Annotated in this window: 18 protein-coding genes; 12 read left to right on the top strand and 6 right to left on the bottom strand. The window is 58.9% G+C overall.

The genetic code is table 11. The annotated features are described in order from the left end of the window. Positions 1-19 precede the first annotated feature (19 nt). Positions 20-1024 carry a TRAP transporter substrate-binding protein gene (locus FHX16_RS30000; RefSeq protein WP_183864697.1) on the top strand — a complete coding sequence of 335 codons (1005 nt, stop codon included), beginning with the start codon at positions 20-22 and terminating at the stop codon, positions 1022-1024. 84 nt (positions 1025-1108) lie between these two features. Here FHX16_RS30000 and FHX16_RS29995 read toward each other — a convergent pair whose 3' ends face one another. Then, positions 1109-2032 carry a DMT family transporter gene (locus FHX16_RS29995; protein WP_405049341.1) on the bottom strand — a complete coding sequence of 308 codons (924 nt, stop codon included), beginning with the start codon at positions 2030-2032 and terminating at the stop codon, positions 1109-1111. A gap of 17 nt (positions 2033-2049) precedes the next feature. Next, the gene (locus FHX16_RS29990; protein ID WP_183758370.1) at positions 2050-3252 is read right to left on the bottom strand and encodes a mandelate racemase/muconate lactonizing enzyme family protein; all 1203 of its coding nucleotides are present in this window, start codon (positions 3250-3252) and stop codon (positions 2050-2052) included. 1539 nt (positions 3253-4791) lie between these two features. Here FHX16_RS29990 and FHX16_RS29985 point away from each other — a divergent pair. The 10 genes from FHX16_RS29985 (at position 4792) to FHX16_RS29935 (ending at position 16390) form a co-directional block, all read left to right on the top strand. Further along, positions 4792-5262 carry an Hsp20 family protein gene (locus FHX16_RS29985; protein WP_183864698.1) on the top strand — a complete coding sequence of 157 codons (471 nt, stop codon included), beginning with the start codon at positions 4792-4794 and terminating at the stop codon, positions 5260-5262. A gap of 70 nt (positions 5263-5332) precedes the next feature. Further along, positions 5333-5632 carry a DUF982 domain-containing protein gene (locus FHX16_RS29980; protein ID WP_183758376.1) on the top strand — a complete coding sequence of 100 codons (300 nt, stop codon included), beginning with the start codon at positions 5333-5335 and terminating at the stop codon, positions 5630-5632. 752 nt (positions 5633-6384) lie between these two features. Continuing rightward, positions 6385-7236, top strand: coding sequence for an AraC family transcriptional regulator (locus FHX16_RS29970; protein WP_183864699.1), 852 nt, complete (start codon positions 6385-6387; stop codon positions 7234-7236). Positions 7237-7389: 153 nt separating this feature from the next. Beyond that, the gene (locus FHX16_RS29965; RefSeq protein WP_259131956.1) at positions 7390-8796 is read left to right on the top strand and encodes an MFS transporter; all 1407 of its coding nucleotides are present in this window, start codon (positions 7390-7392) and stop codon (positions 8794-8796) included. A gap of 87 nt (positions 8797-8883) precedes the next feature. Continuing rightward, a complete protein-coding gene (locus FHX16_RS29960; RefSeq protein ID WP_405049342.1) occupies positions 8884-11868 on the top strand; it encodes a molybdopterin cofactor-binding domain-containing protein in 2985 nt (994 codons plus the stop codon). Beyond that, positions 11865-12698, top strand: coding sequence for a xanthine dehydrogenase family protein subunit M (locus FHX16_RS29955; RefSeq protein ID WP_183758382.1), 834 nt, complete (start codon positions 11865-11867; stop codon positions 12696-12698). Before FHX16_RS29960 ends, FHX16_RS29955 begins: the two co-directional genes overlap by 4 nt. After that, the gene (locus tag FHX16_RS29950; protein ID WP_183864701.1) at positions 12686-13213 is read left to right on the top strand and encodes a (2Fe-2S)-binding protein; all 528 of its coding nucleotides are present in this window, start codon (positions 12686-12688) and stop codon (positions 13211-13213) included. Before FHX16_RS29955 ends, FHX16_RS29950 begins: the two co-directional genes overlap by 13 nt. Further along, on the top strand, positions 13206-14753 hold the full coding sequence (locus FHX16_RS29945) for an AMP-binding protein (RefSeq protein ID WP_259131953.1): 1548 nt from the start codon (positions 13206-13208) through the stop codon (positions 14751-14753). The genes FHX16_RS29950 and FHX16_RS29945 overlap by 8 nt, the downstream gene beginning before the upstream one ends. After that, the gene (locus FHX16_RS29940; RefSeq protein ID WP_183758388.1) at positions 14750-15535 is read left to right on the top strand and encodes an enoyl-CoA hydratase/isomerase family protein; all 786 of its coding nucleotides are present in this window, start codon (positions 14750-14752) and stop codon (positions 15533-15535) included. Before FHX16_RS29945 ends, FHX16_RS29940 begins: the two co-directional genes overlap by 4 nt. A gap of 72 nt (positions 15536-15607) precedes the next feature. Then, positions 15608-16390 (top strand): alpha/beta fold hydrolase, encoded by a 783-nt coding sequence (locus FHX16_RS29935; RefSeq protein ID WP_183864702.1) that lies wholly within the window; start codon positions 15608-15610, stop codon positions 16388-16390. Between the two features lie 299 nt (positions 16391-16689). Here FHX16_RS29935 and FHX16_RS29930 read toward each other — a convergent pair whose 3' ends face one another. After that, positions 16690-17244 (bottom strand): SOS response-associated peptidase family protein, encoded by a 555-nt coding sequence (locus FHX16_RS29930; protein ID WP_310503164.1) that lies wholly within the window; start codon positions 17242-17244, stop codon positions 16690-16692. Between the two features lie 457 nt (positions 17245-17701). Then, a complete protein-coding gene (gene gatC / locus FHX16_RS29925; RefSeq protein WP_183758393.1) occupies positions 17702-17989 on the bottom strand; it encodes an Asp-tRNA(Asn)/Glu-tRNA(Gln) amidotransferase subunit GatC in 288 nt (95 codons plus the stop codon). A gap of 489 nt (positions 17990-18478) precedes the next feature. Here gatC and FHX16_RS31745 point away from each other — a divergent pair, with 489 nt between their 5' ends. Then, positions 18479-18727, top strand: coding sequence for an SPW repeat protein (locus FHX16_RS31745; protein WP_183758397.1), 249 nt, complete (start codon positions 18479-18481; stop codon positions 18725-18727). A gap of 238 nt (positions 18728-18965) precedes the next feature. Here the strand turns inward: FHX16_RS31745 and FHX16_RS29920 are convergent, their stop codons facing one another. After that, positions 18966-19907 (bottom strand): polyphosphate kinase 2 family protein, encoded by a 942-nt coding sequence (locus tag FHX16_RS29920; protein WP_246712782.1) that lies wholly within the window; start codon positions 19905-19907, stop codon positions 18966-18968. 118 nt (positions 19908-20025) lie between these two features. After that, positions 20026-20271 (bottom strand): hypothetical protein (locus FHX16_RS29915; protein ID WP_259131947.1); only part of this gene is annotated, 246 nt, incomplete at its 5' end.

Raw genomic sequence — 20271 nt, 5'->3', positions numbered from 1 at the left:
ACATCCATGGGAGGATATCATGCGAAACCTGCTACTTGCCACAACTGCCATCGCCTTCACCCTGTCTGCTTCCGCGCCGGCCTTCGCCGAGTTTACCGAGCGTAACATCCGCGTCTCCAACGGCATCAATGCCGATCACCCGGTCGGTAACGGCATTGAGGCGATGCAGAAATGCCTGGACGAAAAATCAGGCGGGAAACTGAAGCTGACGGCATTCTGGGGCGGTGCCCTGGGAGGTGACCTGCAGGCGACCCAGGCACTGCGCTCGGGCGTCCAGGAAGCCGTCGTGACGTCCTCTTCGCCGCTCGTCGGTATCGAGCCTGCACTTGGCGTCTTCGATCTGCCGTTCCTCTTCTCCACCTCGGAGGAAGCCTACAAGGTGCTGGACGGCAAGTTCGGCGAGATGATGAACGAGAAGCTGGCGGCCGTGGGCCTCGTCAATCTCGCCTATTGGGAAAACGGCTTCCGTAACCTTTCCAATTCGGTTCGTCCGGTGAACAAATGGGAGGACTTGGAGGGCATGAAGGTTCGCGTCATGCAGAACAACGTGTTCCTCGATACCTTCCAGAACCTTGGCGCCAATGCGACGCCCATGGCATTCGGCGAAGTCTTCTCGGCTCTCGAAACCAAGACGATCGATGCCCAGGAAAACCCTTATGTGACCATCGACACGTCGAAGTTCTTCGAAGTACAGAAATATATCACCCAAACCAACCACGCCTACACGCCGTTCCTCTTCCTCTTTTCCAAGGCGATCTTTGATACGTACTCGCCCGAAGATCAGGCCGCTTTGCGGGAATGCGCTATTGTCGGGCGTGACGTCGAGCGTCAGGTCATTGGCGATCTGAACAAGAAATCGCTGGAGAAGATCAAGGCAGCCGGTCTTGAGGTGAACGTGCTTTCGCCGGAAGAGCAGGCCCGCATCCGCGAGAAGTCCATGGTCGTCTATCAAAAGCACAAGGCTGAGATCGGCGCCGATGTCGTCGATGGCATCCTCGCCGAGCTTGCCGCGATCCGCAAGTAAACTGCGGGCAGGCCAGATTTCGGTGTGATCGTCGTAAGAGCCCGCTGCGTCGTCAGCGGGCTCTTGGCTTTCAGGATAAACGCGTCAGGGTAGGTCGAGTGGTGCGTCGGGTTGGCGCTTCTTGAGCTGTTGCTCTCGGAAGAAGATGAACAGCCCGGAGCCGATGATCAATACCGCGCCGAACACCATCGTGAGACGCGGCACATCGCCGAAGAACATCCAGCCGAAGACGATCGCCCACAGGAGTAAGGTGTATTGCAACGGTGCGACCGTGGCGGCATCGGAGATCTTCAGCGCGCGGTTGACGAGGATGTGTGCGCCCATTGCTACTGCGCCGAGCAGGCATAGCAAGCCGACCTCCGGAGCAGATGTCAGGGGCTTCCAGTCCCATGGAGCGAAGAGAAGACCGGCAAGTCCGGCGCCGGCGAGCTGGAACAGCACCAGCGTCTTGTCTGGCGTGGCCCGAAGTCTTCGGCCGGAAAGCAGCATGAAGGCGAATGCGAAAGTGCCAACAATCGAAATGACGGCCGGCACGGTGAACATCGCACTCGATGGTTCAAGCGTGATGATCACGCCGATGAAGCCGATGAAGATCGCCGTCCACCGGCGCCAGCCGACCTTTTCGCCCAAAAGCAGAGGGGAGGCAGCCGCCACATAGATCGGCGCCGCCAGCCAGTAGGTCATGACGTCGGCCAGCGGCAGATACATGACAGCGTAATAGAAGCAAAATACCTCCAGCGTCGAGAACAGCACCCGCGCCGCCTGCATCAGCGGCCTCTCGGCCTCAATGATCGGTTTCCAGCCCGCCCGCCAGAGAAAAGGCGACAGAATGAGCAACGCCGCCAGACTCCGGATAAGGATCAGCTGACCCAGTCCGTAGCTGGCGACAAGCCATTTTCCCATCGCGTCATTCAACGCAAACATGAGCATGCCGAGCAGCATGAGGCCCGGTCCGGCAAGCGAACCAAAGCGCATCCCCGTCACGGCGGTTTCATCGTTTGTGGTCATGACTATCCTCGGACAAATCAGATGGCCGAACAATCGGAGACACGACGGCTGACGGTGAACGCCCGCTCAAGCTCCGGGTTGAGTTCCATTCCAAGCCCCGAGCCCGGCGGCACCGTAATCATCCCGTTGCGAACCTGCGGAAGCGCGGTGACGAGGTCGCGATACCAAGTGTTGTAGAAAGCACGCACGCTTTCCTGAACAAGGGCATTGGGCGCGTTGAGAGAAAGATGGGTGGACGCGCAGAGAACGACCGGACCTGTGCAATCGTGCGGGGCAACGGGAAGATGCCAGGCCTCTGCCATGGCGGCGATCTTGCGCGCTTCCGACAGTCCGCCACACCAGCTGATGTCGAGCATCACAACGCCAGCCGCGCCCGTTTCGAGATAGTCGCGGAAGGCCCAGCGCGATCCGAGGGTTTCCGAAGCAGAAATCGGTGCCGGCGAAACCTCCGCGTAGCGCTTGAGGCTGGCGAGGCTGTCCATCTTGATCGGGTCTTCATGCCAGAATGTATTGTAGGGGGTGAGCGCCTTGGCGATCTGCATGGCGGGCAACAACTGCCACATCGAATGGAACTCGACCATGATGTCCATCCGGTCCCCGACGGCGGAGCGGATTTTTTCGAATGGTTCGAGCGCCTGTTTCAGATCCGGCATGGATATGTAAGTTCCGCGCGATTTTTCGGCAGCGGTATCGAATGGCCAGATCTTCATCGCAGTGATGCCCTCTTCGAGCAGCGACTGGGCGAGTTCATCGGCGCGGTGCAGGAAGCCGTTCAGATCGTCATAGCCCTTCCCATCGGACAGGCCGTAATTGGCGGTCGTCTGCCCTGTCGCCTTCTTGATGTATTCCGTACCGGCGCAGGTGTTGTAGGTGCGGATTTCCTTGCGGGTGAAGCCGCCCAGCAACTGCGCGATCGGCAGACCCGTCGCCTTGCCGAAAAGATCCCAAAGCGCGATATCGAAGGCGGAATTGCCACGCACTTCGGCGCCGGATGACCGAAAGCCGAGATAGCCGACGAGGTCGGCTGCAAGCCTGTCGATCTCAAGAGGATCGCGTCCGATCACGCGCGGAGCAATATATTCATGCACGTAGGCCTCAACCGTTTCCGCGCCGAAGAACGTTTCTCCAAGTCCTGTCAGACCCTCATCGGTGCGCACCAGCACCCAGAGCAGGTTGGCGCGTTCCGCAACGCGAACGGTTTCCAGGCTTGTAATCTTCATCATTCCCTCCCGCCGAATATCTGCTCTGTTACGAGCACCGCCATTTCCTCATCCAACCTTATTGTCATGTTGTCGGACATCTTAGAAGCGTCAATCGGAATTGTCCCGGCAGAGACTTGAAGTTTGGCGGAAATTTTTAAGTTTGGCGGAAATTTTTTCCAGGCTACTAACTGCAAAAGCCAACGACTTGAACGGATCAGGTCAATCTTGGCTGATCCTAGCAATACTCGCCGCATCTCCGATATCGCCGCCGTCGGATTTTTGCGCGGCGATCATTTTGCCCGAGCATTCAAGCAGCGTACGGAAAAACGGCTCGGGACTTTAGAGGGTTAAATTCCGACGGGAACCCGGATACGGATAGTGTGGCGCGGGCCTCAGAGGCCAGCTTCGACGACTGGATAAGGCAACTTTCTTCGTAGCCGCCTTGGCAGACCTTGGCGGGAGAAGTTCCGTATCCACCTTTCGCGCTTTGCGTCTTTCCTCGGAGAGTTCGTTTCCTTCCCCAAGACTGTCATATCCTTCGAAAGAATGCAGGCACGAATATTACAATTCTCCGTGGACTGGCCCCCGCAACTGCCTACGCTACACCATCCCACGATAGCCGCAAACCATGACCCAGTGCGCCAGAGCGCAACCTTATCCGGTTGCTGTTTTATGCGGAGCAGGTGAAGCAAACCCCCCTTAGTCTGGTGCAGACAACAGATCGCTTCCGCGTGTGGCAGGCCGTGGCGTTGATCGCGTGCCCAAAAATACCAAAGACCAGGTAAAAAAATGTCTGTAGGCGCTGATCGAAGATGGTTTGCTTTCGGCTGATGAAAGTGAAGAAATAAGGCATCTGATCGACTACCGGAACATGGCCGGCCACGAGTTTCACGAGCTGGTTGCGGATTTCGCTTAATTGGGACATCGGTTTCAGAAAGATCCTTTGAGGTGAGTGCGTTATCGCAGCCTCACTTGCCAGAGCGACGGTCGCTATTCATTCCCATGGGATCTTGCTGAAATCCTTGTCCGGGACTTTGTGAAACCCGCAAAGCTGGTCGCAGACGTAAGTACCGACCATTCCGTCAGAGATCGGTTTGATTTCGCTATCAATGATGCCCGCGCCTATAATTACGAGCGCTCGAAAGGCTGAAACGCTATCTCGACCTGCTTCAAGAAAGGCAGGTCAGCCACCACCGCCGACGACAATGGCGGAAGCACTGAAGGCGGCTGGGCACACGCTGTTGTGCGCCATTCACAGGAGCAGATATGCAAGCTGATCTATTCTGCTCCCTGACAGCAATCTCTTCATTCAATGCAAACCGCTCAAAGATCTTAATGCGGTTGGCTTCGACCGAAAGGACCTTTTGACCGCATCGACCACGTCCGCAAGTCGACTGCGATTGTTCGATACCGCTGAAATTTTTGCTGGTCATACCTTGAAACCGAAATAGGCAAAAACCAAATCGATTTCCGCCAGCCGCTAGAACAGGGCTGGCCTTGCTGGGAGTGCTGTCTTTCGGCGCTTCATACCCATGTTGCTTCAAGGAGGATATGGCTATGGCAACATCTTATGACTACACGCCACTCTTCCGGTCGAGCGTTGGCTTTGACCGCGTCTTCAATCTCCTGGAGAACGCTCAGCGTGCCCGCTCAGTCAGTGACTGGCCGCCGTATGATATCGTCAAGACCGGCGACGACAGCTATCGAATTTCGATCGCTGTTGCGGGCTTCGCGCGCGATGATCTGGACATTATTTTCCAGTCGAATCTCCTGACCGTGACCGGTAAGAAGCAGGACTCGACTGCGGAAGGCTATCTCCATTGCGGCATTGCGTCCCGACCGTTCGAACACCGCTTCGAGCTTGCGGATCACGTCAGGGTCAACGCAGCAGAGTTGGTCAACGGTCTGCTATCGGTCGATCTCATCCGTGAGATCCCCGAAGCTCTCAAGCCGCGGAAAATCGACATTGAGATCGATCCGGCGCTGCCGGCTCCGGCGGCTCAGATCGAAGGACAGAAGGCTGCGTAATCCAACGCTGAAAATCGAGGCGCCGCTGGAGCGGCGCCTGGCAGCATGGCGGGTTGGAAAGGAGAAAAGCATGAAACCCGATATGTTCACGAAACCCGTATCCGTTCTCGTCGGCCTCGGAATGCCGGTCGAGGTGAAGTCAGTCATGGATGCTTACCGGTATCTCGTTGAGTGGCCAGTCTCGACGAGAGACGCCTCGCATTCGATTGCTATGAATGCCTGCAGAGCTGCATTGCTCGGTGAAATCGAAGCAGAGACCGTCCGCGGCCTCTTTAGGGGGTTCGCCGAGAAGCACGATCTGCTCGCGCCGACGATTGATCCCGTCGTCACATCACGGTCCCGTCGTGACCGGGACCCACACATTTGCTGAGGTTCAACGACGATGGACGCAGTGCTTCAGCAGATAGCCAACGATGCTGTAACGAAAGGGCCGACTTCTCTGGTGCCGCACCACGTAACTCTTCGACGTCCGATCGATATAGTCAATTCGCGCGTCCTGTCGGCGCATGACAAAAGGACGATCCTTGCTGCGTGGGCCTCGGATTACTACGCAGTGGAGTCCGAGCCAGCCCTGAGAAAAATACCGGGCACGCCCGCGCCGGTAACGATAGATGAGGTTCAGTCGGCTCTCCTGGAACTTGATCGACGATTCAGTTTCTAGCTGCAAGAGATTAATTCATACAGCGGCAACATGAGTTTCGATGCTGCCGCTCTATCGCGATCTCTCTCGAAAGCCTTGCGCTGGCACGCGTTGGACAGCGGTTCTCGGGTGCGCGGGGGAGGTGCGTCTAGCGGCTATATTTCCGACGGATGCACCGAGGCTGTGGTTGCCGCGGAAGCCGTGGTGGCGATCGGCAACAACTCCAGCCGCTCCTTCGCGACGAAGAATGCACGGTGTTACCCAGAGGATGCTGACACGCACTCTCCGCGAGGGATGCGCTGGTCACACCGGAACGTCGCTGCAGGACAGCCGGCTTGGAACGACGACCTTATCCGACGATGCCTCATGATGATATTCTCTCGTCGTTATTGTGCCCGCCAAGATTTGAACCCAGCGCAAATTTGTGTGTTGCCTTGATGATGTGTATAGTCCTCAGCAAGTTGCCGGCCTAGGAGGAAAGAATGTCGGACGCACTTCGGATCGCCTATGGCGATTTCGGCCGGGTTGCGCTTCTGGACATGGACCGTCCTCTGGTGCGCCATGCCCATCCTTACTGTCATGTGCTCATCAAGGTTGAAGGCGCTGACAGTTTCTTTGCCGTCGGCGACAAAATCGTACCACTGACGGAAACCCAAGCGGTCCTGGTCAATGGCTGGGAGCCGCATGCCTATGTTCACGATCCACTACGTCCGAAGACGTTGATCCTGGCACTCTATATCGAGCCCGAATGGCTGAAGATGTTTCGCAGCGGCTGGCAGGCGAGCGGCGCGCCGGGCTTTTTCGCGCAGCCCCAAGGCGAGATTTCGCCGCTCATACGATCTATCGCCCGGGATCTAGCCGCGGAGATGATGATGCGGCCGGATGCGCGAGCAAGCCATGAGCAACTGCTGGCACGGTTGATGATTGCCGTCATCGAGCGGTTTAGCGCCTGGCGGGAACATAACGGCTCGATCCGCAGCCTCGCCGCGTCACCGCTCGTCGATTTCCGCATTCGGCGCGCTATGCAAGCAATGCGGGAAGACTACCAGCACGGCGAGAACATGAATGCGCTCGCCACCAGGGTCGGGCTGTCGCGTGCCCATTTCTTCCGCCTTTTCGAAGCGCAGGCACATGTCTCCCCCCGCGTCTATTTCAACGTCATCCGCGTGGAGGCCGCCGTCGATGCCAGCGTGAATTCCGACGACAGCTTTTCCCTGATCGGCGAGCATCTCGGCTTTTCCGCTCCCACGCACTTTAATCGCTTCTTCCGTGATCACCTCGGCGTGTCGCCGGGCGAGTTCCGCAAGGTCGCAAGAGCCTCGACCGGCGTGTGAAGCAAGGCGCTTACCGCGCCGCAGCATATTAAATGATACTGCAGGGTCATGCGCGAGACTGCCGCGTATCGCCAACCTCCCGAAAATTTAGAACCCTGAGGGCCTGAACTGCGCCTTGGGATGAGGTGCGTCCGGCCTAACGCCGGAAGCGCCATGGCTTGTGGTTCGGGCAAGACCGTCTGCGAGCCGGGGACGTTTCCAAAGCCGGCGGGAGGAAGAGAATTGACCATCAGCGACACCACGGCGGGGATTTATCCGGCCGAACGCAAACAGATCGTTAGCGCCATCGTCTCATCCCTGCTGGGGTGGTCGCTGGATCTCTACGATCTCTTCATTCTTCTTTACGTCGCGCCCGTCGTCGGCGCACTGTTCTTTCCCTCGAGCCATCCGACATGGTCGCTCGCCGCGGTCTACGCATCCTTCGCGGTGACGCTGCTGATGCGACCGATCGGTTCGGCGATCTTCGGCCACTTTGCCGACGCGCGCGGCCGGAAGGGTGCCATGTTGGTCGCTATCGTTGGTGTCGGCATCAGCACTGCCGCCTTTGGCCTTCTGCCGACTATCAACCAGGTCGGCTGGATCGCCCCTGTCCTCTTCCTTCTCCTGCGTCTTGTGCAGGGCGTCTTCGTCGGGGGCGTCGTGGCCTCAACCCATACGATCGGAACGGAATCGGTTCCGGAAAACTGGCGCGGCGCCGTGTCCGGTCTTGTTGGCGGCGGCGGCGCAGGCATCGGTGCGCTGTTCGCCTCTATCGTCTTCCTGATCACCTCCACCATTTTCCCGGGCGACGCCTTTGCCGAGATGGGCTGGCGGGTGATGTTCTTCTCCGGCCTGATCAGCGCACTGCTCGGCTGGTTCATATTTAACAACCTGGAAGAATCGCCGTTCTGGAAGGAGTTACAAAGGAAGAAGGCTGCGAGTAAGACCGCAACTCAGGACACCGTCGTCGCCTCGCCCTTGAAGCGCCTTTTCTCGCCCCAGTACCGGAAGATTCTGCTCCTCAATCTGCTGATCACCACGGGCGGTGGCGCCGGCTACTACCTGACTTCCGGCTACATGCCGACCATGCTCAAAGTGGTCAACGAGATCCCCAACAGCACATCCTCACTGATCCTGATGGGCAGCAGCGTCGCCGCCTTCATCGCCGCGGTGGTGATCGGCATGCTGAGCGACCGCATCGGCCGCAAGCCGACCTTCCTGATTGTCGGCGTGCTTGCCGCCATCCTTTTGCCGGTCTGCTATCTCGGCATGGCATCGGCGACGACCATTCCTACCGTTACGCTCTATGCCATGGCGATCGCCTTTATCGGCAATGCCGGGTACGCGCCGGTGCTGATCTTCCTCAATGAGCGGTTTCCAACGGAAATCCGCGCCAGCGGAACGGGCCTGTCTTGGAATATCGGCTTTGCCATCGGCGGTATCCTGCCGACCTTCGTCTCGCTGGTAAGCGCAACGCCGGCGGATATCCCGACCTCGCTGTCGATCTTCGCTGCCTGCGTCTTCGTGCTCTTCCTGATCGGCGCGATCGCCACGCCGGAAACCAAAGGCGCTTTGCGCTGACGCGACCGTTAGCGGCCGGGCCCGCCGGCCGCCCCTCTTTCACAGCCTGAAGGTATCACAGTGAACACCACATCGCAGACATTCGATATCAAGGAGGCACGGGCGATCGCGACAGAGACATGGGTCGGCAAGTCCATCCCCCGCGTCGAGGATGGTGCCATCCTAACCGGGCGTGGCCGCTATATCGATGACCTCGCGATCAAGTCAGGCACCTGTCACGCTGCCATTCTCCGCTCCCCTCATGGCCATGCCCGGATCGAGGCGATCGACACCGAAAAGGCAAGGGCTCTGCCGGGCGTCGTTGCCGTTCTCACCGCCGAAGACATCCAGCGTCACGGCAGCTCGCTGGTCGTCGGCGTCAAGGCGCCGATCGAATGCTGGCCGATCGCCACCGACAAGGTGCGCTATTTCGGCGAGCCGGTAGCGATCGTCGTTGCCTCCAGCCGCTATGTCGCCGAGGATGCGCTTGATCTGATCGAGATCACCTATGCTTCGCTTGCTGCCGTTACCGACCCCGTCGAGGCACTCGGCGAAGGCGCTCCTATCCTGCATGAGGGCCTGAAGGGCAATCTCGCCAACGAACGCAGCTTCACCTATGGCGAACCGCAGGCCGCTTTCGAGGCTGCGGCGCACACGATCTCCATCGATATCCGCTACCCGCGCAGCGCCTGCACGCCGATCGAGACCTACGGTGTCGTTGCCGAATATGATCCGACCGACGACAGCTACGATATTCTTGCCAATTTCCAGGGGCCATTCAGCATCCATGCGGTGATGGCCCGCGGCCTCAACGTCCCTGGCAATCGCCTGCGGCTGCGCACCCCTGCTGATTCCGGGGGCAGTTTCGGCGTCAAGCAGGCGATCTTCCCCTACGTCGTGCTGATGGGGATCGCCGCCCGCGTCGCTGGCCGGCCGGTCAAATGGATCGAGGACCGACTCGAACATCTGATGGGCTCGGTCACCGCCACCAACCGCGTCACCCGGCTGGATGCGGCGGTCGAGGCCGATGGCCGCATCACAGCGCTGCATTGGGATCAGCTCGAAGATTGCGGAGCCCATCTGCGCGCGCCGGAACCGGCGACTCTCTACCGCATGCACGGCAACATGACCGGCGCCTATGCGATCCCCAATGTATCGATACGCAACCGCATCGTGCTCACCAACAAGATGCCGACCGGCCTCAACCGCGGCTTCGGCGGCCCGCAGGTCTATTTCGCGCTCGAAAGGCTGATGCAGCGAATTGCCGTAGAACTTTCGCTCGATCCGCTCGATGTCATGCGTGTCAACATGATCCCGGCTTCCGCCTTTCCTTACCGGACGGCGACCGGCGCCCTTTATGACAGCGGCAACTACCAGGCGGCCATGGACATCGCCACTCGCGAGGGCGGTCTGGACGAGCTTCTGGCGCTGCGCGACCAAGCCCGGGCCGAAGGACGCATCTTCGGCATCGGCTATGCCGCCGTCGTCGAGCCGAGCGTATCGAACATGGGCTATATCACTGCCGTTCTCAGCCCCGAGCAGCGCATCAAGGCCGGGCCGAAGAATGGCGCCCAGGCCACCGCGACGATCGGCATCGATGCGCTCGGATCGGTCTCCGTCCATGTCGCGTCCGTGCCGCAGGGACAGGGGCATCGCACGGTCCTGTCACAGGTTGTCGCCGACGTCCTTGGCCTGAAACCCGCCGATATCCGCGTCGTTTCGGAACTCGATACGGCGAAGGACGCCTGGTCGATCGCTTCGGGCAATTATTCCAGCCGCTTTGCCGCCGCCGTCGCTGGTGTGGCCGATATCGCCGCCCGGCGCGTGCGCGCGAAACTCGCGGCGATCGCGGCAAAGCAGCTGAAAGCGGATATGGTGGCGATCGTCTTCGAAGGTGGCCGCGTGCACGCAGGCGATCCGACGAAAAGCCTTCCCTTCGCCCGTGTTGCATCATCCAGCCATTGGTCCCCGGGTGACTTGCCGCAGGGGATCGACCAGACAATCCGCGAAACCGCCTTCTGGACGCCGCCGGAACTGACAGCGCCGGACGAGCAGGACCATGTCAATTCGTCCCTCTGTCACGGCTTCATCTTCGATATCTGTGCCGTTGAGATCGACCGCAAGACCGCGGCGCTGACAATCCGCAAATACGTCACCATGCACGATTGCGGCCGCATCCTGCATCCGGGCATGGTCGAGGGGCAGGTGACCGGCGGTTTTGCTCATGCGCTGGGCGCGGCGCTTCTTGAGGAGTCGAGCTATGGCGCCGATGGCAGTCTGCAATCTGGCACGCTTGCTGACTACCTGATCCCGACGATCATGGAGACGCCGGCGCTCACCATCCTGCATTACGAGAGCCCGTCCCCCTTCACGCCGCTCGGCGCCAAGGGGGTCGGCGAGGGCAATTGCATGTCGACGCCGGTCTGCATTGCTAATGCCGTCGCCGACGCACTCGGCATCCGCGATATCGAATTGCCGCTTGCGCCGGCAAGGCTCGCCGAACACGTCTTCGGCGAGGAACCGGCGCCGAAGACGCCCCCCAAGGCCAAGCCGAAGCCGAAGACCGCCAAGGCCGGCGAACGGGCTCTGTCGGGGGAAGGCGAGGCGATCGTCCAGGCGCCGCGCCAGCGCATCTGGGACATGCTCCTCAATCCTGACGAACTTATGTCGATCATTCCCGGCGCCCACGGTGTAAAGAGAGTCTCCGCCACCGAATTCAGCGCCGACGTGACGCTCGGGATCGGCCCTGTCAAGGGACGCTATTCCGCCGTCATCAAGTTGTCGGATCTCAACGAACCGGACTCGGTGAGGCTCAGCGGCGGTACCAGCGGCGCGCTCGGCAATGGCGAGGGCACCGGCACCGTGATGCTGACGGAAGATCCGCCCGGCACGACGAAGATCCGATATCAGTACACGGCTGCCGTCGGCGGTAAGGTTGCCTCGATCGGCGGGCGCCTGCTGGACGGCGCTGCGCGGGTCGTCATCGGCCAGTTCTTCGAGGCGCTCGCCGCCAAGGCGGGCGGTAAGCGGCGCGGTTTCAATCCGATTGACACGATCCGACAGTTCGCAACGGCTATGGGGCTGATCCGATGAAACCGGCACCTTTCGACTATCTGCGCGCCGCCGACCTCGCCGAAGCTTTGGACATGCTGGACAAGGAGCAGGGCAATGTCCGTATCCTCGCCGGCGGCCAGTCACTGATCCCGATGATCAACATGCGGCTGGCGCGTCCGGCCGTGCTTGTCGACATCATGGCGGTTGATGCGCTACGCAAGATCGAGGACGACGGGAACAGCATGCGGGTCGGCGCCGCCGTGCGGCAGGCAAAGCTCGAACGCCATGCCGGCCTTCGTGACCGTCAGCCGTTGCTCGCCGCGGCGCTGAAATGGGTTGGGCATGCCCAGACCCGGGCCCGCGGCACCGTCTGCGGATCGGTCGCGCATGCCGACCCGTCCGCGGAACTGCTCACCTCACTGATTGCGCTCGAAGGCACGGTGCACCTGATGTCGCGCAAGGCAAAAAAGGAGCGCATCCTGCCGGCGGAGCAATTCGTCACCGGCATGATGGCGACAGCGAAGGCCGACAACGAAATGATTGTTGCTGTCACCTATCCGACAGCAAAGCCGGGGCATGGCTATTCATTTCGGGAGATTGGACGCCGGCATGGCGATTTCGCAATCACCGCCTGCGCCGCCATCGTCAATGAGCAGCAAGCCTTTCTGACCGTCGGCGGCGTGGCTGATGCCCCGACGCGGCGGGCGCTGCCGCTTCCGGGTACGGCCGATTTCGATGATGCGCTCAACCAGTTTGCCTGGGACCTCAATGCCCGGGATGATCTTCATGCCACGGCCCGCTACCGGCGGGATCTAGTGCGCCAGCTAGGCCGCCAGACTATCGAGGAGGCCGCGTCATGCCGCGCCTGACCGCCGACGGAAAACATCCTGTCACTTTTACCCTCAACGGCCGTACCGTGTCCGGCATGGCTGAGGCGCGCATGCTGCTCACTGATTTCCTGCGCGCCGAGCTTGGTATGACAGGCACGCATGTCGGTTGCGAACATGGCGTCTGTGGCGCTTGCACGATCCAGATAGATGGCGCTATGGCACGCGGCTGCCTGGCGCTTGCCGTGCAGACCGAAGGCTGCGACGTGCGCACTGTCGAGGGGCTTTCGCTCGACGGAAGCCGCCTCTCCATCATCCAGGAGGCGTTTCGCGAACATCACGGCCTGCAATGTGGCTTCTGCACCGCCGGCTTCCTGATGACGCTCGATGCCTTCCTGAAGGAAAAGCCGGAGGCGAGCGAGGCGGAGCTTCGGGAAGCTCTGTCCGGCAATCTGTGCCGGTGCACCGGCTATGCACCCATCATCAAAGCGACCCTCGCAGCCCAGCAGAAACTGCTGGCGGAGCGGGTGGCGGACACGGAGGAAACTAATGCTTGATCTTGGAACGACTTTTCTGGCGAGCCTAGAGCGGGAGCCGGGGGCGCTTGCGATCGTCGACGGGGACGTGCGGCTCAGCTATCGTGATCTTTATAAAAGCATATCGGCGCTTGTCGCCGCCTTCGACGATCTCGGTATGCAGCCAGGCGATCACCTGGTCAGCGTGTTGCGCAACCGCTGGCAGACGGCGACGCTGCACTGGGCCTGCCAGTTTTCCGGCGTGATCCTGACGCCGATCAATTGGCGCGCCAAGGCAGACGAGGTGAGCTATGCGGTTAGCGATTCCGAAGCCCGCGCAGTCGCTTTCGAGGAGTTTTCCGCCGAAGCCTGTCGCAGCGCCCACCTGCCTGACGGCATCCATCTGATTTCTCTTTCGCAGCCGGAAGCCGGCGAATTCTTTTTCGATGCGCTGCTCGATCGCGACGCGGCTCCGGCCCGGCCGCGTGTCGGGGCGGATGCCTGGTCGCTGATGCTCTATACGTCAGGCACGACCTCGCGGCCAAAGGGCGTTCCGCGGCGGCAGCGCGCCGAACGCGCGGCAGCGATCGCCCATGTAGCCCAAAACCTTTATGCCTATGGAGAGAAGACGCTTGGCGTGATGCCGCTCTATCATACGATGGGGGTCCGCTCGCTGCTTGCCTCCGCTATCACCAACGGCACCTTCGTCTGTATGCCGAAATTCGATGCCTCCGAGGCGTTGCAGATGATCGAGCGTGAGAAAATCGACAATCTCTATCTCGTTCCGACCCTCTATCACTCGGTCGTCAATCATCCAGATTTTACCGCTACCGACATTTCCTCTGTGCGCAAGCTCGGCTTTGCCGGAGCACCGATGACGGAAGGCCTCCTTAAAGTGCTCGACGCCGCCTTCAAGCCGGATCTCTTCGTCAATCACTACGGCTCGTCGGAAATCTACACCTGCACCATAAACCAGCGCGCCCAGATCAAGCCCGGTAGTGCCGGACGATCGGGCATCAACCAGATGATCCGCGTCGTCGCGCTCGACACCAATGATCCGGAGAACCGCGTGCCAGCCGGCCAGGAAGGCCAGATAATCGCGCTGATGGCCGGCGACGAGGCTTTCGAAGGCTATTGGCGGCGGCCGGATACGGATGTGAAATCCTTCAAGGATGGCTGGTATTTCAGTTCTGATACGGGCTATTTCGACGAGGACGGCGATCTCTTCGTCACAGGCCGCGTCGACGACATGATCATCAGCGGCGGCGAAAACGTCTCGCCGGTCGAGGTGGAAAGCTTGCTGTCGCTGCATCCGGGCGTCTCGGAAGTCGCGGTCGTCGGCCTGCCGGACGAAAAATGGGGCCGTGTTGTCACAGCCTTCATCAGCCGGACCAATGACGTGACCGACGCCGAACTGGACGCCTATTGCGCCATGTCAACTCTCGCCAATTTCAAGCGACCGCGCCGCTACGTCTTCGTGACGGAAATCCCGAAATCGCCCGTCGGCAAGCTTCTGCGCAGGAAGCTGGTAGACGGCGAATACCAACTTGAATCAATGCAGAAGGAAAAGAGCCCAGCATGAGCAATCCCTTGTCCAATCTCGACGGCTTTCGTGTAGAGATCAATGCCGAGCAGCAGCGCGGCGACATCATCCTTTCCCGCCCACCATTCAACACCGTGTCAATGGCTCAGCGCGACCAGCTGAAAACCGCCTTTGAAGCGCTTGACGCGGACGACCGCGTGCGCGTTATCGTGCTGCGCGCCGAGGGCGAGCATTTCTCGTCCGGCGGCTATATCATGGGCTTCCTCGAAGCGACGCCTGAGCATGTCTCCAAGCTGGCCTGGAACATCGCCGCGCCGGCGCGCTGCGAAAAGCCGGTCATCGTTGCCAATCGCGGCTATTGCTTCGGCGTCGGTTTCGAAATCTCGCTCGCCTGCGATTTCCGCATCGTCTCGGAAACGGCGGAGTTTGCGCTTCCCGAGCAGAAGCTCGGCCAGATTCCCGGCTCGGGCGGCTCGGCCCGTCTCCAACAGATCGTCGGCATCACACGCACCAAGGACATTGTTATGCGGTCCAAGCGTATCAAGGCCACGCAGGCTTACGACTGGGGTATTGCCACAGAACTCGTCGCCGATGGAGAGCTCGAGGCTGCAACCGACGCACTGGTAAAGGAACTTACGGCCTTCTCGCCATTGGCGCAGCGCACTGCAAAAAAGCTCTTGAATGACAGCGAGGACACGTCGCTTTCTGCGGCAATCGAGCTGGAAGGCCATTGCTACAGCCGCCTGCGTTCTTCTGAAGACTTTGCCGAGGGCGTTAAGGCTTTCCATGAGAAACGCAAACCTGCCTTCAAGGGCCTCTGAACTCTAAGATTGAGCGGAACCAATCGGTGCCGGCCATAACCGCGCGCCGATTGCCGTTGGGGTAACGGATCCATGAGCATTGGCAAGTTTGAGGCGAGCAGCATGATGCTCCGCCTCGAGATGGGCCTTCACATTGAAGTGACGCGCTGGGGACCCATGCCGCCTCAACCGCAGATCGTATTACTCCATGAGGGACTAGGAAGCGTCTCGACATGGCGGAGATTTCCTGAGCAACTCGCTCTTGAAACCGGCCTCGGTGTCGTCGCCTATTCTCGCGAAGGATATGGTAGATCATCACCGCTTCAAGGTCCAAATGACGTTGATTATCTGGCAGTGGAGGCGCGTCGGCTTCCCGGAGTTCTTGATGCGATAGGCATCCGTCAAGCATACCTTCTTGGCCATAGTGATGGTGCCACGATAGCTCTACTTGCCGCAGCTCTGCATGGGGATAGGATTCGGGCAGTCTTAGCGGAAGCACCGCATCTTTATGTCGAGCCGGAGACGCAAAAGGCAGTACGTGACGTCGGTCTAGCGTGGGAAGAAGGCGCGCTCAAGAGGGCCCTTTCGTGCCACCATCATAGGCCCGAGCCGATCTTTCGTCGATGGCATGACCTCTGGACAAGCGAGGGATTTGCCCAAAGGTTCGATATCAGATGGTGTCTGTCGAAAATCCGATGTCCGGTCCTTGCGGTCCAGGGAACTGAAGATGCTTTCGCATCGCCAAGGCAGCTTGCCGACATCCAGCGGATTGTTGCCTTGGGAAGGACGTTCTGGCTTGAAGGGTGTGGGCATGAGCCACATCGCTCCTTTCCTGACGCAATCATTCGGATGGCCACAGATATGCAACGTATTTGAAGCTCGCCCGGTGTTGGGTTCCACGTCGGCGAGGCGTGCCCGGTGAAGGTGAGGCGCCGAAATTTTTACTGAGTTAACACCTGTTCGAAAAGGTTATAGGTTCGAGTCTAGTCCAGACCTTCATGGATCAGGCGTCGATGTTCGGTCGCTTCGATCTGTTCGCTGACGCATCCTCTACGAGGGCGCCTACTGCGGCAGAACGTTCTTCCCATATCAGGATGAGTTAAGCGGGCAATGCATAAAACAGCATCCGGGGGACGGTAACATGAATGGGTTCTGCCCACCGCTGGAATTCGGAGTTAGAGCTTGCCAATTGGAGCGTTCCCGCGGGCGGTCTCCACTTTCAGCGAGCCTCCCGGCAGCGGGCGCAACAACTCTTCCTCAGGCTTGTCAAGGTCGATCCACGCTTTCCAATCCCTCGGTCGAAGGACAACGAGCTGACGATTATGAAAAGGCTCCACGTCCGATCCCGGCTCCGTTGTCAACATCGCGAACGCCGAGGGCTGGCCTTTCCTGCTGGGTCGCCATATCGCAGCGATCGCCATGAACGTCGCGTCAACGAACGTCAACCGATGTTTGATCTTTTGATCTTTTTTCTTGGTAGGCTCGAAGAAGGCGCTGGCTGGTACAAGGCAGCGATGGCAATCGCTGAAATGTCTTCCTTGCGATCGAACGTTGAATACCGGGCCGCGCTTGCCGATGGGCGGAAAGCCGAACTTCATCTGCGCTAGCTCAACAATATTGTCGCCCGCAGGTCGGATGACCGGGGCCATGTCGCCGACCTTGATGTGGTCAGCCGGCGGCATGTCCAGTTCCGTTTGGTTTGTCGGCATGCCAAGCGCGAGATCCTGCATGACCTTGCAGTATTCGGCGTAGCTGGCGCGCTGTTCATACTCGTTGCACATTGGCAAGGCCTAAGTGTTCGGGAACCGTTCAGAACATCGCCATGGAACGGGGCCATCGACTGCGCTGATGCTTAAGCTTTCAAGCTTGGATGCTACTGACCCTTACCTTTAACGCCAGCGGCAATTGGAGTATTTATGAGTAGGAAGCTTAGCTCCACGGTTCGCAGTCAGCAAGTCATATGTCATCTGGCTGCTGAAGGGGGCTTACCTCACCGGCTATTGCGGTGCAAAACGGGAGGGCCTTCGCGATGACACATCATTCGATCACAAACGAGATCGGCAAGTTTTCGAGGCATCGGATGTGGGCCGGAAATCTCAAGCCCCTCACACGCGCAACGCAAAGGGGCGCATCGTGCGGCGGCAATCGCAGGCCGTGAATTTCTTCAAGGCCCGAGGCTGTCTCTGCTTAATCGAGAACCTTGGGGACAAGGAAGTAGTTGCGTTCACTGAGAGGTGCATTCGCCACGATCTCTTCGGCATGATTGCCTTCGGTCACCACATCCTGGCGCATTTTCATGGCTGTTGGCACAACCGAGGTCATCGGAGGGATTCGTTCGACATCAACCTCCAAAAGCTGCTCGACGAAGGTCAGAATTTCGTTCAGCTCGCCACTCATTATTTCAGCCTCGTCTTCGCTGAAAGCGAGACGGGCAAGGTGGGCAATACGTCTAATGGTCGCGATATCTATCGACATAGGTTGCGTCCGATTTGATGGCTTCCGTCGCCTTTTGCCGATCTGAGCCTTCTGCCGCTAACACTGACTGCTTAAAAGAAATCTGGCAAGTCCATCTCGAGGGCCCGCTGCGGTCGGTTCGCTTTACGCATCAGCGCCTGACGGGCCGTACTAATGGCGCCGTATTGAAGGCTGCACTGAGATTTGCGAAACTTCTCCAAGGCAGCACTTGAGCCGGGCTTCTCAAATACCAGATCGTCTGCCGTCAGTCGCTGGCACAGGGCTGGCAATGCTGGAAGCGCCGTCTTTCGGCGCTCCTTGACCGAGGCCGCGCGGGCCGACCATTTTCCGCCTTTCCGACGGCGCATTTATATCAGGCGGCCCCTCAAGATATTTGGACCGGAAATTCAATTCCCATCGAAAAAGTGCATTCATCTGATGGCTCGTGCCAGCTTTCGCTCTTCATAACTGTTCCGGCGGCCGCTTTTAGGCTTGGAGGCGCGGTAGGCTGTGTGTTTGAGCCGTGTCCTTTCCTGGCTGACCGTATCGCCCTGGATGCTTCAATTTGCGGCGAACATGAACGCGATGTGGACCCATGTGGTCCCGGTCGGTTCCCGGACTTCCCCAAGACCTCGTGGGCCATGTCTGCATCAACGCCAGGCAATCCGCTCCGGCGGTCTCTATGCGGGGGCTGAAATGTTGTCCACCGACGGGGTGCATAGCCGTTGCCGAGCTTCTTCTGAAGGAGGCTACGCATGACTGTGTGTCATGAGTTACATTCGTCCTTCCAGTCAATCTCATACTCTTCAAGATAACTGTGCACCGCAGCACCAACCGTGGGGTAAAAACACTGCCTCCCTGACGACGGCGTTCATTGCATTGTAGGCGCCGTGATCGTCGCCTCCGCTATCACCACGACGCGGGGCTTTCGCGCGAACGCGTTCCAGCGCGCTACACTCGGAGGGACGTTGCCTTGAGCGGATTGCGGACCTTGGCTCTACTCGTCCTCCTCATCGAGAAGCTGTCTTCTAATCTGCATCAGCTCATTTTTTCGTGCTTTGCTAACCTCCGGCATCCGAAGATCTAGCCTCTCGAAAGCTGCCGAGATCACCTCCGATACTGCTAATCGCGCGAACCATTTGTTGTCGGCGGGAATGACGAACCAAGGAGCCCACTCGGTGCTGGTATTCTCCAGCATATCCTCGAATGCCGTTTGGTAGCTGTCCCAGTATTTTCGCTCTGCATAATCCGCCGGTGAAAACTTCCAGTTCTTTTCTGGCTCCTCTATCCGCGCCAGGAAGCGTTTTTTCTGCTCGTTCTTGGACACATTAAGAAAGAACTTCAAAACGATTGTGCCGTTTTGCCGGAGGTATTTTTCGAAATTATTTATCTCCTTGAAGCGCTTCTGAAAGATATCTGCTTTGTGAGCGCTCGGCGGGAGCTTCTGCTTTTCAAGCAGTTCCGGATGAACTCTGACAACCAAAACGTCCTCGTAATATGATCGGTTGAAGATACCGATCATGCCGCGACCAGGCACCGCTTTTGATGCACGCCAAAGGTAGCCATAATCCAGATCTTCCGCTGACGGCGCCTTGAAGCTGGTAACCTGGCAGCCCTGCGGATTGATTCCGGACATCACATGGCGAATCGCGCCATCCTTACCTGCCGCATCCATAGCCTGAAAGATGATCAACAGAGCGTAGTTATCCTGAGCATAGAGGATTTCCTGCATCGCGGACAGTCGCTCGACGTTTGCCGCCACCTTCTCGAGCGCCCCCTCTTTGTCATCATAGCCGCCGGTGAAATCCGGATCGAAATCCTTCTTTAGCGAAACGGCCTTTCCAGGCTCCACTGCTATGTCCCGGAAGCGAAAGCGTACACGGCCACTGTCGCCGACGGGGATCTCACGTTTCTTATCGAAGTCCAGATCAAGTTTCATCTCATGCTCCTCCATGACATGTCCTGTTTGGGATAAGCGCGGCCTTGTGTCTCCTGACTATGAATCCTTGTATGCCGACCCCGTGATGGGACGTCCAAATATGATCGCTGCTCCCTGCCTAGAGCTGTATCAACCCAATCCACAGCGGTAACAATAAAAATACCGCAATATAGCCCATGCCGCGCGAATGGCGTGAGATGAGTAAGCACCCCGGAGCCCCCGACACGAACCAGCTGAAACATCCGATTCTGTCGTCTGCGCGATCCCCGTTGACCTTGCCCCGTTGAAATAATCCATTTTGAAGTAAGCTCTGGCCCATTGAGAGGACCAGGGAATGAAGCGCAGCCGTTTCACAGACGAACAG

It is taken from the genome of Rhizobium sp. BK661 (assembly GCF_024808825.1).
Taxonomy (GTDB): domain Bacteria; phylum Pseudomonadota; class Alphaproteobacteria; order Rhizobiales; family Rhizobiaceae; genus Rhizobium.
The sequence above is the reverse complement of the archived record's forward strand: the minus strand, read 5'-3'. Positions and strand labels throughout refer to the sequence as shown.

What these genes read in the sequence shown, in the direction of transcription:
- FHX16_RS29970 (WP_183864699.1), top strand. Translation starts at nt 6,385, where the DNA reads ATGTCGGACGCACTTCGGATCGCCTATGGCGATTTCGGCCGGGTTGCG.
- FHX16_RS29940 (WP_183758388.1), top strand. Translation starts at nt 14,750, where the DNA reads ATGAGCAATCCCTTGTCCAATCTCGACGGCTTTCGTGTAGAGATCAAT.
- FHX16_RS29930 (WP_310503164.1), bottom strand. Translation starts at nt 17,244, where the DNA reads ATGCAGGATCTCGCGCTTGGCATGCCGACAAACCAAACGGAACTGGAC.
- FHX16_RS30000 (WP_183864697.1), top strand. Translation starts at nt 20, where the DNA reads ATGCGAAACCTGCTACTTGCCACAACTGCCATCGCCTTCACCCTGTCT.
- FHX16_RS29980 (WP_183758376.1), top strand. Translation starts at nt 5,333, where the DNA reads ATGAAACCCGATATGTTCACGAAACCCGTATCCGTTCTCGTCGGCCTC.
- FHX16_RS29935 (WP_183864702.1), top strand. Translation starts at nt 15,608, where the DNA reads ATGAGCATTGGCAAGTTTGAGGCGAGCAGCATGATGCTCCGCCTCGAG.
- FHX16_RS29920 (WP_246712782.1), bottom strand. Translation starts at nt 19,907, where the DNA reads ATGAAACTTGATCTGGACTTCGATAAGAAACGTGAGATCCCCGTCGGC.
- FHX16_RS29995 (WP_405049341.1), bottom strand. Translation starts at nt 2,032, where the DNA reads ATGACCACAAACGATGAAACCGCCGTGACGGGGATGCGCTTTGGTTCG.
- FHX16_RS29965 (WP_259131956.1), top strand. Translation starts at nt 7,390, where the DNA reads ATGGCTTGTGGTTCGGGCAAGACCGTCTGCGAGCCGGGGACGTTTCCA.
- FHX16_RS29985 (WP_183864698.1), top strand. Translation starts at nt 4,792, where the DNA reads ATGGCAACATCTTATGACTACACGCCACTCTTCCGGTCGAGCGTTGGC.
- gatC (WP_183758393.1), bottom strand. Translation starts at nt 17,989, where the DNA reads ATGTCGATAGATATCGCGACCATTAGACGTATTGCCCACCTTGCCCGT.
- FHX16_RS29950 (WP_183864701.1), top strand. Translation starts at nt 12,686, where the DNA reads ATGCCGCGCCTGACCGCCGACGGAAAACATCCTGTCACTTTTACCCTC.
- FHX16_RS29945 (WP_259131953.1), top strand. Translation starts at nt 13,206, where the DNA reads ATGCTTGATCTTGGAACGACTTTTCTGGCGAGCCTAGAGCGGGAGCCG.
- FHX16_RS29955 (WP_183758382.1), top strand. Translation starts at nt 11,865, where the DNA reads ATGAAACCGGCACCTTTCGACTATCTGCGCGCCGCCGACCTCGCCGAA.
- FHX16_RS29990 (WP_183758370.1), bottom strand. Translation starts at nt 3,252, where the DNA reads ATGAAGATTACAAGCCTGGAAACCGTTCGCGTTGCGGAACGCGCCAAC.